The organism is Buttiauxella cochleicola (assembly GCF_021282435.1).
Lineage (GTDB): Bacteria > Pseudomonadota > Gammaproteobacteria > Enterobacterales > Enterobacteriaceae > Buttiauxella > Buttiauxella massiliensis.
Map to the genome: position 1 here is coordinate 608,878 of NZ_JAJSOT010000002.1, position 13,840 is coordinate 622,717.

The 13,840-nt window shown below is 47.5% G+C and carries 18 protein-coding genes; 5 read left to right on the forward strand and 13 right to left on the reverse strand.

Annotated features, from left to right (window positions below; genetic code table 11):
- Positions 1-19: 19 nt before the first annotated feature.
- Positions 20-931: a fructokinase gene (mak, locus tag LVQ77_RS08500; RefSeq protein ID WP_232904188.1), complete on the reverse strand. Its 912-nt coding sequence runs from the start codon at positions 929-931 to the stop codon at positions 20-22.
- 125 nt (positions 932-1,056) lie between these two features.
- Between mak and rdgC the strand changes: the two genes are divergently transcribed.
- A complete protein-coding gene (gene rdgC / locus LVQ77_RS08505; protein ID WP_064516551.1) occupies positions 1,057-1,968 on the forward strand; it encodes a recombination-associated protein RdgC in 912 nt (303 codons plus the stop codon).
- A 44-nt stretch (positions 1,969-2,012) separates the two neighbouring features.
- On the opposite strand, the gene ppnP is transcribed toward rdgC, so the two are convergent.
- The 5 genes from ppnP to LVQ77_RS08530 form a co-directional block, all read right to left on the reverse strand.
- Complete coding sequence (ppnP, locus tag LVQ77_RS08510) at positions 2,013-2,306, reverse strand: pyrimidine/purine nucleoside phosphorylase (RefSeq protein ID WP_034457894.1); 294 nt, start codon at positions 2,304-2,306, stop codon at positions 2,013-2,015.
- 80 nt (positions 2,307-2,386) lie between these two features.
- The gene (locus tag LVQ77_RS08515) at positions 2,387-3,064 is read right to left on the reverse strand and encodes an AroM family protein (RefSeq protein WP_232904189.1); all 678 of its coding nucleotides are present in this window, start codon (positions 3,062-3,064) and stop codon (positions 2,387-2,389) included.
- A gap of 280 nt (positions 3,065-3,344) precedes the next feature.
- On the reverse strand, positions 3,345-3,536 hold the full coding sequence (locus LVQ77_RS08520) for a YaiA family protein (RefSeq protein ID WP_151995559.1): 192 nt from the start codon (positions 3,534-3,536) through the stop codon (positions 3,345-3,347).
- A 44-nt stretch (positions 3,537-3,580) separates the two neighbouring features.
- Complete coding sequence (aroL, locus tag LVQ77_RS08525) at positions 3,581-4,105, reverse strand: shikimate kinase AroL (RefSeq protein ID WP_151995560.1); 525 nt, start codon at positions 4,103-4,105, stop codon at positions 3,581-3,583.
- A 79-nt stretch (positions 4,106-4,184) separates the two neighbouring features.
- On the reverse strand, positions 4,185-4,646 hold the full coding sequence (locus LVQ77_RS08530; RefSeq protein ID WP_064553011.1) for a YaiI/YqxD family protein: 462 nt from the start codon (positions 4,644-4,646) through the stop codon (positions 4,185-4,187).
- Between the two features lie 159 nt (positions 4,647-4,805).
- On the opposite strand from LVQ77_RS08530, the gene proC reads away from it, so the two are divergent.
- On the forward strand, positions 4,806-5,615 hold the full coding sequence (gene proC / locus LVQ77_RS08535; protein ID WP_232904190.1) for a pyrroline-5-carboxylate reductase: 810 nt from the start codon (positions 4,806-4,808) through the stop codon (positions 5,613-5,615).
- A gap of 33 nt (positions 5,616-5,648) precedes the next feature.
- Here the strand turns inward: proC and adrA are convergent, their stop codons facing one another.
- The 5 genes from adrA to LVQ77_RS08560 all read right to left on the reverse strand — a co-directional run bounded on the left by adrA (position 5,649) and on the right by LVQ77_RS08560 (position 9,921).
- The gene (adrA, locus tag LVQ77_RS08540) at positions 5,649-6,776 is read right to left on the reverse strand and encodes a diguanylate cyclase AdrA (RefSeq protein ID WP_370639829.1); all 1,128 of its coding nucleotides are present in this window, start codon (positions 6,774-6,776) and stop codon (positions 5,649-5,651) included.
- A 93-nt stretch (positions 6,777-6,869) separates the two neighbouring features.
- A complete protein-coding gene (locus LVQ77_RS08545; protein ID WP_232864073.1) occupies positions 6,870-7,184 on the reverse strand; it encodes a PsiF family protein in 315 nt (104 codons plus the stop codon).
- A 256-nt stretch (positions 7,185-7,440) separates the two neighbouring features.
- Entirely contained in the window at positions 7,441-7,701 is a 261-nt protein-coding gene (gene iraP / locus LVQ77_RS08550) for an anti-adapter protein IraP (protein WP_232904191.1), read from the reverse strand.
- A gap of 230 nt (positions 7,702-7,931) precedes the next feature.
- Positions 7,932-9,152, reverse strand: a complete 1,221-nt coding sequence (locus LVQ77_RS08555; RefSeq protein WP_151995565.1) for a multidrug efflux MFS transporter — start codon at positions 9,150-9,152, stop codon at positions 7,932-7,934.
- A gap of 70 nt (positions 9,153-9,222) precedes the next feature.
- Complete coding sequence (locus LVQ77_RS08560) at positions 9,223-9,921, reverse strand: extensin-like domain-containing protein (RefSeq protein WP_232864071.1); 699 nt, start codon at positions 9,919-9,921, stop codon at positions 9,223-9,225.
- 133 nt (positions 9,922-10,054) lie between these two features.
- Here LVQ77_RS08560 and ddlA point away from each other — a divergent pair, with 133 nt between their 5' ends.
- Positions 10,055-11,155: a D-alanine--D-alanine ligase gene (ddlA, locus tag LVQ77_RS08565; RefSeq protein ID WP_232904192.1), complete on the forward strand. Its 1,101-nt coding sequence runs from the start codon at positions 10,055-10,057 to the stop codon at positions 11,153-11,155.
- Positions 11,156-11,158: 3 nt separating this feature from the next.
- Here the strand turns inward: ddlA and LVQ77_RS08570 are convergent, their stop codons facing one another.
- Complete coding sequence (locus tag LVQ77_RS08570) at positions 11,159-11,389, reverse strand: DUF2754 family protein (RefSeq protein ID WP_232904193.1); 231 nt, start codon at positions 11,387-11,389, stop codon at positions 11,159-11,161.
- Positions 11,390-11,661: 272 nt separating this feature from the next.
- On the opposite strand from LVQ77_RS08570, the gene LVQ77_RS08575 reads away from it, so the two are divergent.
- Positions 11,662-11,988: a DUF2755 family protein gene (locus LVQ77_RS08575; RefSeq protein ID WP_370645004.1), complete on the forward strand. Its 327-nt coding sequence runs from the start codon at positions 11,662-11,664 to the stop codon at positions 11,986-11,988.
- A gap of 88 nt (positions 11,989-12,076) precedes the next feature.
- Here LVQ77_RS08575 and LVQ77_RS08580 read toward each other — a convergent pair whose 3' ends face one another.
- A complete protein-coding gene (locus LVQ77_RS08580) occupies positions 12,077-13,186 on the reverse strand; it encodes a DUF1615 domain-containing protein (protein WP_232904194.1) in 1,110 nt (369 codons plus the stop codon).
- A gap of 195 nt (positions 13,187-13,381) precedes the next feature.
- Here LVQ77_RS08580 and LVQ77_RS08585 point away from each other — a divergent pair, with 195 nt between their 5' ends.
- Positions 13,382-13,837, forward strand: coding sequence for a MarR family transcriptional regulator (locus LVQ77_RS08585; RefSeq protein ID WP_232864068.1), 456 nt, complete (start codon positions 13,382-13,384; stop codon positions 13,835-13,837).
- Positions 13,838-13,840 lie beyond the last annotated feature (3 nt).

A 13,840-nucleotide genomic window follows, 5' to 3' on the forward strand; every position in this document is an offset into this window, starting at 1 on the left:
CAGCGTCATAGGCCCGCTTTTATTTCTCTAATGGCCACAACCATGCAGCACCACGGACACCGCTGGAATCACCGTGCACCGCTTTACGAATTGGGGTTTCGCACTCTCCACCAAATACCCATGGTTTCACTAGCTGCGGCACCGTTTTGTACAAGCGTTCGTTGTTGCTCATCCCACCGCCCAATACGATCACATCGGGATCGAGAATATTGACGATGTGCGCCAGTGATTTTGCGAGACGCATTTCGTAACGCGCGATCGCCAGCTCAGCGACAGGATCTTGTTGATCGACTAAATGCATGATCTCATTGCCTTTGAGCTTTTTTCCGCTCAGGCGATGGTAATCCGTGCCAAAGCCGGTACCGGAAATAAAGGTTTCGATGCACCCTTGTTTGCCACAGTAGCAAGGCACTTCCTCGCGAAAACGCAGCTCGTCTTCGTCCATCCACGGTAATGGGTTGTGCCCCCATTCGCCCGCAGTACCGTTGCCACCAATCAAACTGCGGCCATTAATGGCAATACCTGAGCCACAGCCGGTTCCGATGATCACCGCAAAAACAATCGCAGCCCCTGCTGCTGCACCGTCTATGGCTTCGGAAACCGCCAGGCAGTTGGCATCGTTTGCCAAACGCACTTCACGGCTTAGCGCATCGCATAAGTCTTTGTCGAAAGGTTGGCCATTGAGCCAGGTTGAGTTGGCATTTTTTACCACACGAGTGTAGGGCGAAATCGAGCCTGGGATACCAACGCCGACCGTTCCCTTCTCACCTGTGGCCTCCTCAGCCAGGCGTACCAATTCAGCAATGGTGCCAATGGTTTGCTGATAATCATTTTTCGGTGTTGGCAGGCGATGACGGAAAAGTTGTTTACCATCATCCGCCAGTGCGATCACTTCTGTTTTTGTTCCACCTAAGTCGATACCAATGCGCACAGCGATGCCCTCATTTAATTAGTGTTATCAACAGAATAGAAGTACGGCCCCGTAAAGGCAATGAAACACAGCGGCTGATTGGTTATCATGCCCGCTGCGTTTAACTGACAGTCCGGGAAATAATCATGTTGTGGTTCAAAAATTTAATGGTTTACCGTTTAAGCCGTGACATCACGCTTTCAGCGGATGAGATGGAAAAACAGTTGGCCGCGTTTACTTTCACCCCATGTGGCAGCCAGGATATGGCGAAGACTGGCTGGGTGTCGCCAATGGGTTCGCACAGCGATGCATTAACCCATGTAGCCAACGGGCAGATTGTGATTTGCGCCCGTAAAGAAGAAAAAATCCTCCCGGCCCCGGTGATTAAACAAGAACTGGAAGCGAAGATCAGCCGTCTTGAAGCCGAACAAGCTCGTAAGCTGAAAAAAACCGAGAAAGATTCTCTGAAAGATGAAGTGCTGCACTCTTTACTGCCACGTGCTTTCAGCCGTTTCAATCAAACAATGATGTGGATCGATACCGTCAACGGTTTGATCATGGTCGATTGTGCCAGTGCTAAAAAAGCTGAAGATACGCTGGCGCTGCTGCGTAAAAGCCTCGGTTCGCTGCCTGTTGTGCCACTTGCGCTGGAAACCCCTATTGAGCTGACGCTGACTGAGTGGGTGCGTTCTGGCGATGTGCCTCCAGGCTTTGCGCTGATGGATGAAGCTGAGCTTAAAGCTATTCTCGAAGGCGGCGGTGTGATTCGCTGCAAGCAGCAGGATCTGGTTTGTGATGAGATTGCAGCCCATATCGAAGCTGACAAAGTGGTAACCAAACTGGCTCTCGACTGGCAAGAACGTATTCAGTTTTTGATTGCTGATGACGGTTCGATTAAGCGCCTGAAGTTTGCCGATACGCTGCGCGACCAAAATGAGGATATTGACCGTGAAGATTTCGGTGCTCGTTTTGATGCAGATTTTATTCTGATGACGGGTGAACTGGCAGCGTTGATTAAGAACCTGGTTGAAGCGTTAGGCGGCGAAGCCCAGCGTTAAAATTGCGAGTCCCTCTTCCTGTGAGGTAGAGGGACATAAAATTCTTACTTATCGGCAAGATAGCGGCAAAGATAGGAAGTCGGTTCAGCCACTTGTAAATGGAATTCACTGTGTCCAGGAACATGGAACACGGTGCCCGCTGCATAAGTTTTCCACTCGGTTTCACCCGGTAGTAAAACGTGTAATGCACCACTGATGACGGTCATTTCTTCTGGTTGAGCCGTGCCAAAAGTGTATTCACCTTCAACCATGACCCCAACACTCGCGCGGCCAGTGCTGCTGCTTGTAAAACCAATAGATTTCACTTTACCGGAAAAGTACTCATTACTTTGAAGCATGACCAGGCCCTTTTTAAAATAGTTGAAAAAACAATATAGAGGGGAACTTGAGAGCCTGTCACGCAAATTATTACCTGTCGTTATGCGAGCAATTCCGAGGCTAAACGTGCAATCAACACGTTCGATAACAATACCGGGACATCTAAGGATTTTTGCAACAAATCGCGATGTTTTTGATGGAATCCAAGGCAGTCCAGCACCAAAACATCTGCACCACTTTCTACCAGTTTTTTTCCTGCATCGATGAGATCTTGCTCAGTTCCATGAACAGGGTTAGCCAGTTCATACAGCGGCTCAATGGGGAGTAACTCCCATTTTTTATTCTGATATTTCATCATTTCGGGAACGGGAAGAATGATACCGACCTGGTGTCCATCGACTATTGAAGCCACAAGCGGTGGAATAATTCGCTCAGGCTCCAGCAAGATACCTTTACGCACCGAGAGGTTGGCTAAGCGGTGTGTGCTCATCAATAAAATGACATCGAAACCCTGGTTATCCAGCACCTCAATAACACTTTGCAACGCTCGCTCTACTTTCTGCTTCCCCACGTAAGCCAAAACATTACCGGTTAACAGCGTCAGAAGTTGTTCTTCATCGGGTGACGGTGAAAATTCTTCCATCACTTCGTCATAAGAAAGATTACCTAACAGACTGAAAGTTTTAATTTGTTCTTCAGAAATATGGTCTGTGAGTAGCGGCAGTATTTCACTGACCGGGACGACACCAATGGTGAGAATTGCCAATGTTTGTTTCATGTTTCGTTCCGCCCTTGTCCCATATCAGTCCTTCACTGCTGCACTGGTATCTTTCCTGTGAATGATACTCTGCTGAAGGTCGCTCAATAATTAACCACAAAGCGTAGCAGCATAATTGCAGAGCATCTGCCGGAATGTTCAACGAAACGTCAACGACATATATACAACATCACGATAATGATTTGTTAACAACAAGATTAAACGAAAGGTGTGATTAGTGACCAGGTCATTGAGTTAATTCGGAAAACAGGGGAGTAATCATGGCGTCCATGCCGAGGTATTACGTTTTTTGCGGATCTTCATAACGCCGCTTCGCATCCAGCGCTTCTTGTTCTGTTTCGTGTTCACTAATCAGCGTATCAGGATGGGGATGGTCAGCACGGAGTTGATACCAGGTCACGGTCTGGTCAGTAGCGCCTTTTTCAACAGTAACAATTCGTGCTTCTCGGGGATAGGGAGGATTGCTCGCCATCGCTCTTCCTTAGGTTATGGATGAGCGTTAAGTATAGACAATGATTAGCTGGCACGAACCGTATGCAATGCTGTAATGACCGCTTCGACAATCTCGGCTGGCGGACGAGTGGCATCAATCACATGGTGTGCAGCCTGGTTGTACAGCGCTTCACGCGCCGCGAGAACATCAACGATTTCGTCGGTAATAGGTCTGCCAGTCAGTGTTGGGCGTTGGCCCTCTTCCGGGAAGGCTTCTAAACGTGAAGCAAGGATTTGCGCCGGTGCACGTAAATAGATAACCACACCATGCTCACGCATAAACTGGCGATTACTTTCAGCCAGTACCATACCGCCGCCGGTTGCGATGACCGTATTGGGGGCCGTGACACTTTTCAGTGCGCCAGATTCTCGGCGACGAAAACCGTCCCATCCTTCTTGCGCCACAATATCAGCAACACTCATCTTGGTGCTGGTTAAAAGGTAGTGGTCGGTATCAACAAAGTTACAGCCCAATGCCTGCGCTAATGCAACACCGACGGTTGTTTTGCCACAACCTCGCGCGCCGACTAAATAAATGGGTTGAGTCATCGGTGGCTAATCCTTAGAAGTCCGCCAAAGGTTGCCATCATACCAGCAAGCTAGTACGTGGAATAGAATTACATCGGTATTAAGCGCTTTTTGAACGACCGGCGACAAGCAGCCATTTTTCCAGTTCATTGGCAAACATTTGGCGGTCGCGCTGATTAAGACTATCAGGCCCACCAGTTTGCACCCCACTGGCTCTTAATGTATCCATAAAATCGCGCATCGTCAGGCGCTCACGGATGGTAGCAGGTGTGTAAAGCTCACCGCGAGGATTAAGAGCAATCGCCCCCTTTTCCAGCACATCCGCTGCGAGCGGTATGTCAGCCGTGACCACTAAGTCACCTTTTTCACAACGGCGCACAATTTCGTTGTCAGCCACATCAAACCCCGTCGCTACTTGCAGGGTACGAATAAAGCGTGAAGGTGGGGTTTTCAGCCCCTGATTGGCTACCAGAGTTACCACAATTTGCGCGCGCTCAGCCGCACGAAACAGCACTTCTTTTATGACTTTTGGACACGCATCGGCATCCACCCAAATTTGCATGACGACTCCTGATTGTCTGTGGGAATGGGGCGATCTTGCCGTGCTTTTCCGTCAATCGCCAACTTTATCTTTGCTTGCTGTTCCGCCTGGACGTAGCGTGAGCGCCTGAAAGCACGGTAAGCTATGCTCATCACACAACTCAAAAGATGGAGTGAGACTTTGGATAAGAAAATTGGATTTATTGGTTGCGGCAACATGGGAAAAGCCATCCTGGGTGGCCTGATAGCCAGTGGACAGGTACTTCCAGGTAATATCTGGGTCTACACACCGTCGCCCGATAAAGTGGAAGCATTACGCGACCAGTACGGTATTAATGCGGCGCAAAGTGCACAAGAAGTGGCGCAGATCGCCGATATCGTCTTCGGTGCAGTGAAACCCAATGTGATGCTAAAAGTTCTCGGTGAAGTTAATTCCAGCCTGAATAAAGATACCGTGGTGATTTCAATTGCCGCAGGCATTACGCTGGATTCGTTGGCTAAAGCATTAGGCCATGACCGCAAAATTATCCGCGCAATGCCTAACACGCCAGCATTAGTGAATGCAGGCATGACCTCGATTACGCCAAACGCTCTGGTTACTTCAGAAGATATTGCCGATGCGGTGAATATTTTCCGCAGCTTCGGGCTTGCCGAAGTCGTCTCTGAAAACATGATCCACCCGGTCGTTGGTGTCAGTGGTTCAGCACCGGCTTATGTCTTTATGTTTATCGAAGCTATGGCTGATGCCGCAGTGCTAGGTGGAATGCCGCGCAAGCAAGCGTATCAGTTTGCAGCACAGGCAGTGATGGGTTCAGCCAAAATGGTATTGGAAACAGGCCAGCATCCTGGTGAGTTGAAAGATATGGTGTGTTCACCGGGCGGTACAACGATTGAAGCGGTAAAAGTTCTGGAAGAAAAAGGGTTCAGAGCCGCAGTGATGGAAGCCGTAGTGAAATGTATGGCCAAATCCGAGCACTTAGGTAAATCATAATTTTTCTGCCCTCTCCTGTATTTGGAGGGGGTTTTAAGCCGCAATATCAGCGACCTCTGTACGGCTACGTCCCAGGTTTTTGGCTTTATATAGCGCCACATCGGCCGCTTTTAGCCATTCACGATAATTAACCATACTTTTATCAAATTCCGCCACTCCTACGCTGATGCGCAGCGAAATACGCGGTGCATGAGGTATGCGAAACTCTTCAAGATATTCCCGTACTCGTGCCATCGCCTGTATTGCGCTTTCTTGAGCCGTGCCGGACATAATTACGCCAAACTCATCCCCACCAAAGCGCCCGATAACATCGGTAATACGCAGAGTCAGTTGCAGATGCTCGGTAAGCGCCAGAATAGCCTCATCCCCCACATCGTGCCCGTATGAGTCATTAATTGATTTAAAGTAATCAATATCAATGAGTAACAAAGTGGCACTACGCTGGTAACGCTGGCAGTTATCATACTCGCCATGCAGCAGGTGCTCCCAGTGGCGGCGGTTATATACACCCGTCATGCCATCGCGAGTGCTCATATACATTAAACGCCGTTTATGTTCGGAGAGTTTGAGCGCAGTTCGGTAACTGACCAGGCCAAAGTAAGTCGGGTAAATCAGCAGGAATGGTAGGCAAATCCATACCTGTGATGGCATGGTTTGTAGATTGAGCGGCATGTGAAACAAACCCAACGTCAGCAGGCAACTCAGCACAATTACACCCAAGCCACCCAGGAACAATTTCAATCCGCCACAGCCGACGTTATTCATACACAACATTGCGATAATTAGCGCTGATGGTAAAGCGTTCAACCCCATCACCGCAATCCACACGCCACCCATCAAAGAATCGACCATTAAGTTACGGATTTCGGCTCGAGCGGGATCGGATGCACGATCTGCAGTTTGCCATGCGAAGTGTGGCCAAATAAAACTATAGGCGACCAGTAGCAACCACCACCACCCCGACACCGGTTGCATAACGAGCACTGAGGAGACACAGAAAAAACCTGTCGCTAATCCTATGATTCGAGGGATGTAAAGTCGTCGGGCAAATCGTCGCGCCGAGCGATGCCGGTCTTCATCAAGGTACGTTGCGCTCTCCATAAATCCCCCAGGAAGCCATCTTCCAGAACTGTGTTCATCTTTCATGATAATTAGGAACATTCTGAAATATTTGCCGTAATTATAGAAAGTTTAACCCGGGGGAAAGTATGATTTTATGAGTGAGTCAGCGAACCGACTCACCCATTTAGGCTATCAGGATTGTTTTTTCAGGCAATTACTCATAAAAGTTTTTCGTGTATCGCCGGATAATGTTTTTTTGCCTGCTTCAGCATTACAGTCTTTCATTTTCTGCTGCTGCGGCGTCAGACTTTTATCTGCTGGCGCTGACTGACTGTTTTTCAGGCAATTGCTCATATACGTTTTACGGGCGTCCCCTTTCAGAGTTTGAGAGGTCGCCTGTTGGTTACACGACGTCATACGTTGCTGCTGCGGCGTCATCGCTTTATCTGCCGCCGCCGCCGACCCCATCACACCCGCCATTAACACCATTATCAATACAGTTTTCATAGCACCATCCTTTTTATTGTGGTGCATTAATTTTGGTCTGTAGTTGGGAAAATGGCGAACCGGCAGGCCGTGTATTGCTCTGTCTATTGCTTAAGCGAAGCGATAAAGCGCAGCAATCGGCACCGGGTTTCAGGGGGATTAAAATGTACCAGGAGAGATAAGATAGCTGGATGCTAATGTACTTTAGTTATTCTAATTAATAATAAGAAAATAAATAATGTGAAACTCCCACAAAAGAAATTAAGAATAGATGAAATCAAGTAGCCAGAGGAGTCAATAATCGCGATAAATATTGTTTAAGCACAGTGTTATCATTAGCAGTCACTGAATCATCAGGCTGATTTTCATTTAAAGCATCTTCAATATTTGTGATTATTGCTAGTCGTTCGCTGCGCTCCATTCTTTCGAGAATGGCGAAAATCACTATTTCCAGGGCTTCTATCTGTGCAACAAACTCTTTTGACTCTTCTTCTTTTTCAGCGAGTTTAGTCAGTAACTCAGAAATAAGGTTTTTCATAGTTCTAACCACCAGGGATTTGAAGCATGACGTTAGCATTATGATTTCAGATTGCCTAGAGGCTGAAGCGAATATTTTTATATGACTTATTAAATATGTGCCGGAGCCCAAAAATATTATCAGGTAACTATTCCGACACTAAAATGAATGACAACTATGGTATAGTAATTTCATGGCTGGCTATTTTTTAAGCAATCAATAAAAAATAGCTTCAGAATAAATGGGATAAATTATGAGCCAAACTGTTTTCTCTGGGCATCTTGTTGCTTTTTGCGCCGTAACATTACCGCCAGTTGCCAGACATTCAGCAATACAACCAACGCGGTAGCAAGAAATACCCAACGGTAACCCGCCATCGCGGAAACGCCAGCCCCCATGAGCGGCCCAACAACGTTTCCAAGATACATAAATGACTGATTATATCCAAAAATTCTTCCTGTAACCTGGTCACTGGAATACTTAACTAGCAAAGTTTGAACCGCAGGTAGCATCGCACCATCTGCAAAGCCAAGTAAAAAGCGCAATACAGCCAATTGCAGCGGTGATGTTACCCAGGACATAGCAAAAAATAATATTACTGCAAAGATTAGCGTCGCCATTAATACTCTGGCTGTGCCGATTCTGTCTCCTAACTTACCTAATCTGGGAGCAGAAATAAGAGCTGATATACCTGGAACAGCAGCAATAAAACCACTAATGAATGCAATATTATTGCTTTCAGGGGAAAGATGCTTGATGAAAAGGGCGAGTATTGGCCCGACTGAACCATTACAAAGTTGAATGACCATCGTGGTGACGAACAGACTTATCATTAATTTAGGATAAGGTAATGACGCAAACACAGCTTTACCCGATAAACGATCGGCCTTGCTAATATTGGGACGCGCGCCTTCTTTTATCAGAAATAACGTCACTAAAAAACTTACCATCAACAATGCAGCCGTGACGTAGAAAACCATCCGCAACCCAAGAGTATCAGCCATATATCCACCCAAAAGTGGACCAACAATAACACCACTGATTTGTGCGGTGGAAAGTGTACTTAACGCCCAGCCACTGCGTTCTCTTGGAACTTGAGAAGCCACCAGCGCCATCGCGTTTGGAATATAACCGGAGGTTAACCCCATCACAGCGCGTAAAATAAAGAGTTGCCAAACATTAGTGGCAAATGCCTGTAGCAAAATAGCGACCGCCATGCCCAGAGAAGCACGCAGCAGCATTAATTTTCGGCCTTTGCGGTCTGCAAGGCTTCCCCACATCGGAGAAACAATGGCGGACACCAGAAACGTCACGCTAAAGGTCAGACCCGACCACATTGATAACGCTTCGTGAGAAGTCACACCAAGTTGTTCTACATAAAGCGGTAAAAACGGCAGTATTTGGCTAATGGCAAGCCCGGTAAAAAAACAACCGAACCACACCGAGATAATGTTGACCTTCCAGGATTCCATACCGTTTACGCTTTATTAGTGGGATAAAAAGAACAGCAGAATAATGTGAAGTTTATCATACAAATTAATTTTATCGACAAAGCCCATGGCCGCGCATCCCGAGATGGAAATGGTCAGCATGCGCTGCGTTGTATTCTGGTCCGAGGGAGTTGCCAAAAAATGGGCAGCCATTTTCAAACACGGCATGAAGATATTCCCGCCCTTTCCCATTCGCACGCCAACCCTTCAGGACGCTGATTTGTTGCTTGTTGGCAAAACCAAATCCACTGATATCCAGCGCATCCGCCGTGGCATGCTCGCTTAAACGAGCGCCTTCTCGATTGTAAATATTCCGACAGGCGAAACTGCCTAAGTGATTAATGCGTGTGAGTTTGCTGTCAAATTCTGTTTGCGCTAGCGGTGCCGCGCGTTGGTGAACAAACATTGTGCTGCTTACTGCCAATGGGCAACTAGCCAGAAAACTGCTGCTCAGCGTAACACTGCCAAAATCCTGCACGCGTACAGCATCGGTCAGCGGGCAATTGCCAGTGGTATCGGACACCCTACGGAAATTCAGCTGCCCACGGGATTTTGCCTGTTCTAACAGTGCAAGGCAGGCTTGCGGATGATTAGCCAACGCCCGGAGTTTATAGCGCGTGACCAGCGTCGGCGGGTCATCAATGGAAAGTGGGGCAAACGGATTGTACTGCGCGGGCAGCCGCTCATAGAGCCAAAAGCCAGCCGTCGCCACGATGACCATTCCAATCACAATCGTCACTCCTTTTGCCATCCCATCACCTGATATTGTTTACGGAATAATCATTATAGAAGCCGGTCGGTTTTAAGCGGCAGGAAGCACATGAATCCTCGTAATGAGCGTGGTATGTTGTCCGCCTTTGTACTGTTTAAGGATGGATTTGGGCATGGCAAAACTGCGGGTTGGTATCGTGTTTGGGGGCAAGTCAGCTGAGCACGAAGTTTCATTACAGTCGGCGAAAAATATTGTCGACGCCATTGATAAATCAAAGTTTGAAGTCGTGTTACTGGGTATTGATAAACAAGGCCAGTGGCATATCAATGATGCGTCCAACTATCTGTTAAATGCAGAAAACCCGGCATTAATCGCTCTGAATCGCTCAGGGACTAATGTTGCCGTAGTGCCTGGTCAAACAGAAAACCAACTGATTGAATCCTCCTCCGCCGAGTTTTTAGCGCCTGTAGATGTCATTTTCCCGATTGTTCACGGCACGTTGGGCGAAGATGGCTCTTTGCAAGGCATGCTGCGCATGGCTAACTTACCATTCGTTGGCTCAGGTGTGCTGGGTTCAGCCGTAAGCATGGACAAAGATGTCACTAAGCGCCTGTTACGTGACGCTGGTCTGAATGTTGCTCCATTTATTACCCTCACCCGTTCAAACCGACACAAAACCAGCTTTGCCGAAGTCGAAGCAAAACTTGGCCTGCCATTGTTCATTAAACCTGCCAACCAGGGTTCATCCGTCGGCGTCAGCAAAATAAACACCGCTGAGCAATATGAAACGGCAGTCACGTTAGCCTTCGAGTTTGACCATAAAGTTGTGGTGGAAACCGGCATTAAAGGCCGTGAGATTGAATGTGCTGTGTTAGGTAACGATGAGCCACAAGCGAGTACCTGTGGTGAAGTGGTGGTAAGCAGTGATTTCTACTCTTACGACACTAAGTACATCGATGATAAAGGCGCGCAAGTTGTTGTTCCTGCATCTATCCCGGCAGATATTAACGACAAAATCCGTGAGATTGCAGTACGTGCTTATCAGACCCTGGAATGCAGCGGAATGGCGCGAGTTGACGTATTCCTGACAGCTGATAATGAAGTCATTATCAATGAGATCAACACACTGCCAGGTTTTACTAATATCAGCATGTATCCAAAACTGTGGCAGGCAAGCGGTTTAGATTATCAGACACTGATTACACGTTTAATTGAACTGGCTCTTGAGCGCCATCTACAAGATTGCGCTCTGAAGAGTTCGATTACGGCCTAAGCCTTACTCTTTCGCCGTCTCCGTATCCTCGGGTTCTGGACGACGGCGAATAATAAACCCAGCCACCCAGAAACAAATTACCCAAGTCACAAGCCCAACAGCATAATTTTGCCAGCCTTCGGTTTTAAACCCCAGCAAGCCAATCACACCATTCAAAATAAAGATCAAACCAATCGCTACAGCGTAATAGTGCCAGTCACGGCGCATTTTTAAAGAGAGTGTTTTCGCAGACATGGTGCAATCCGTCAGGGCAAAAAGAGGACTTATTGTGGCATAGGGAGAAACGAGAATCCGCACGTTAATGCGGGCTAAACAGAATATTGTTACGCAAATTCCATTTAAGTTACAAATATGTGATCTCAAACATACATTCACAAACCAGGAGCATTCCGCCCGTTAAATTACCAACAATCTGATATTGACAACCCATATGACCTGCCAAACTCAACGCAATTGAAGTAGCAGGCCGCAGCCTGAATCGTTTTACTGTTGCATGGGAGGTCGTGATGGCTGATATGAGTTTGTCGAAACAGGTTGTTCCTGTAATAACCACGATTTCAACAACGAAAGCAGAGGGATCTACCCGGAGTCATCTGGCTTACGCTGTGTTCATTTTGTTCTGCTTTTGGGTCGGTACGCAGATACTGAGTTTGATGGTTCACTCTCCTGGAGTACTTGAACATCTCGCGCAGGGTAATGATGCGTCACGTCCGCACATTGAAATGGGATTTGCAGTAAGCACTGTATTTGGACTGGTGCCATTCCTCGCAGGATGTACGGTCATCGGTTTGATTAGCCTTGCGCTAAAATTCTACCAACGCCACCATTTTTAAAGGTGTCTTATCCAATGCAGAGCCGAAAACTTCGTTCGTAGGGCGGGTAAGCAAAGTATCACCCACTTAGCCGCCCTGGCAGTCTGACTTACAATTTCATACAGGCTGCACGCCGCTCATCAACCCGCTTTGCAAACCATGCTGTCGTCAAATTACGCGTAATTTTCGGACTCTCAAGCGTAATACCCGGCAACATTTCACGCGGCAATTTCTTGCCCGCTTTTTTCTCTGCTATCGCATAAACCTGCTGGTATAACTCCGTTTTTTCGAAGTCGATGCTGTCACCTTTTTGCAAAGCACGATGAATCTGGCTTTCGCCCATGTCGAGTTTGCCTGCCAGTTTCCTTACTGCCAGTTCAGTGCTGCCTGCTTTGTCGGTGTTATATAAAATTAAGTCGCCATCTAACGCCAGTTTGACGCCGGTTGCCTTGCTAACCGCGCTCTGGAATGCCGCATTGCGGCTGGCGTACCAGCCCGCATTGAAGTCGGCAAAACGATATAGCGGCTGAGTATAATTTGCCGGGTAATTCAGCAAATGATAGGTACCGAACCATAATCCACCACGCCGAGTGAACACTTCCTGGCGCACTGTGCCTTCCATCTTCCACGGGTAACCTGAAGTGTGCTGCTCAGCAAAAGCGATGCTAACTTGCATTGGCCCGCCAGTGTGTACCGGGTTCAGATTGCCGAAAAGTTTCTGCCCCATTGGTACCATGTCGATAAAATCATCAAAGATCGCACTCAGCTGCCCTTCGGTTTTCACATTATCCAGGCGCTCGCTGTAGCTCTTCCCATTTGGCGATTTAATTAATAACGCGGTGTGGACCAGAAAAACCGGGATATGCATTTTTTCAGCGCGACGGTCGATCTCCTTCCAGGCAATTTTGTTTAGATTTGGCACCGCCTGGTCAGCAACCAAATTGGATTCCTGCTGCGCCACCGCCAACACCGAACAGATATTCTCTTCACTTGGGGCAATATTCTGGCTCTTAAACGTGGTTGCCAAATCCTTAGCCCAACTGTTGCGGTCTTTCACGCTGGCAGGGATTTTTTGCTTCACTACACTTTCAACATCAACAGGTTTTTTGGTTTCCGAAACAGAGGGCGTGCTTTTAGTGGCACACCCAGCCAGGACAAAAATAGCACCGAGGCTGAGGGCAAAAAGCCCATGCTGTCTGCTTAAAGTGACTGTGGTCATAACGTTCCGTTGTAATTGTTTTCTAAGGCAGGATGAAACAATAGCAGTTCTGCAATCTGCCGTTTATCAGAGATTGACTGATAAATGCTAAGGGCCATCGGCTCGCTGACATAAAGTGCGATCTTCTTGACATAAACTTGACACTTATCTGCCTAGTCAGTAATTTCACATGTAATTACTGACTAGGCAGATATCATGAAAAACAATCCGGGTATTATCGACAACAAATTTCATCTCGGTTTGCTTATCCACCTTGCGAACCAGTTTAAAGACCAGCTTATCAGCCAGTATTTCTCTGGTATGGATATTACCGCCGCGCAATTTAAGGTGCTGATTAATATTTATAAAGGCGTCACAAGCCCGGTCGAAATCAGCAAAACTCTAGTGATGGATGCTGGCGCAATGAGCCGCATGGTTGATCGTATGGTCAAACGCGAACTGATCGTTCGCTCCCCAAATCCACACGATAAGCGCCAGGTGATTCTGGCTCTGACCGATAAAGGCCAGATAATTTGCGACCATTTTCAAAATGAAGCGCTCGCCTCAATCATCGGCGATCTCACCGCACGCCTGACGCAGGATGAATCGGAACAATTGGTAGCGTTGATTACCAAAATGTTGCCCGACGACATTACTGCGCCACATCGATAACAG

Coding starts and splice junctions, on each gene's coding strand:
- LVQ77_RS08585 (WP_232864068.1), top strand. CDS start 13,382: ATGAAAAACAATCCGGGTATTATCGACAACAAATTTCATCTCGGTTTG.
- LVQ77_RS08545 (WP_232864073.1), bottom strand. CDS start 7,184: ATGAAAACTGTATTGATAATGGTGTTAATGGCGGGTGTGATGGGGTCG.
- adrA (WP_370639829.1), bottom strand. CDS start 6,776: ATGTTCCTAATTATCATGAAAGATGAACACAGTTCTGGAAGATGGCTT.
- LVQ77_RS08570 (WP_232904193.1), bottom strand. CDS start 11,389: ATGTCTGCGAAAACACTCTCTTTAAAAATGCGCCGTGACTGGCACTAT.
- aroL (WP_151995560.1), bottom strand. CDS start 4,105: ATGACTCAACCCATTTATTTAGTCGGCGCGCGAGGTTGTGGCAAAACA.
- LVQ77_RS08530 (WP_064553011.1), bottom strand. CDS start 4,646: ATGCAAATTTGGGTGGATGCCGATGCGTGTCCAAAAGTCATAAAAGAA.
- ddlA (WP_232904192.1), top strand. CDS start 10,055: ATGGCAAAACTGCGGGTTGGTATCGTGTTTGGGGGCAAGTCAGCTGAG.
- LVQ77_RS08580 (WP_232904194.1), bottom strand. CDS start 13,186: ATGACCACAGTCACTTTAAGCAGACAGCATGGGCTTTTTGCCCTCAGC.
- LVQ77_RS08515 (WP_232904189.1), bottom strand. CDS start 3,064: ATGAAACAAACATTGGCAATTCTCACCATTGGTGTCGTCCCGGTCAGT.
- LVQ77_RS08520 (WP_151995559.1), bottom strand. CDS start 3,536: ATGGCGAGCAATCCTCCCTATCCCCGAGAAGCACGAATTGTTACTGTT.
- LVQ77_RS08555 (WP_151995565.1), bottom strand. CDS start 9,152: ATGGAATCCTGGAAGGTCAACATTATCTCGGTGTGGTTCGGTTGTTTT.
- LVQ77_RS08575 (WP_370645004.1), top strand. CDS start 11,662: ATGGCTGATATGAGTTTGTCGAAACAGGTTGTTCCTGTAATAACCACG.
- iraP (WP_232904191.1), bottom strand. CDS start 7,701: ATGAAAAACCTTATTTCTGAGTTACTGACTAAACTCGCTGAAAAAGAA.
- LVQ77_RS08560 (WP_232864071.1), bottom strand. CDS start 9,921: ATGGCAAAAGGAGTGACGATTGTGATTGGAATGGTCATCGTGGCGACG.
- rdgC (WP_064516551.1), top strand. CDS start 1,057: ATGTTGTGGTTCAAAAATTTAATGGTTTACCGTTTAAGCCGTGACATC.
- ppnP (WP_034457894.1), bottom strand. CDS start 2,306: ATGCTTCAAAGTAATGAGTACTTTTCCGGTAAAGTGAAATCTATTGGT.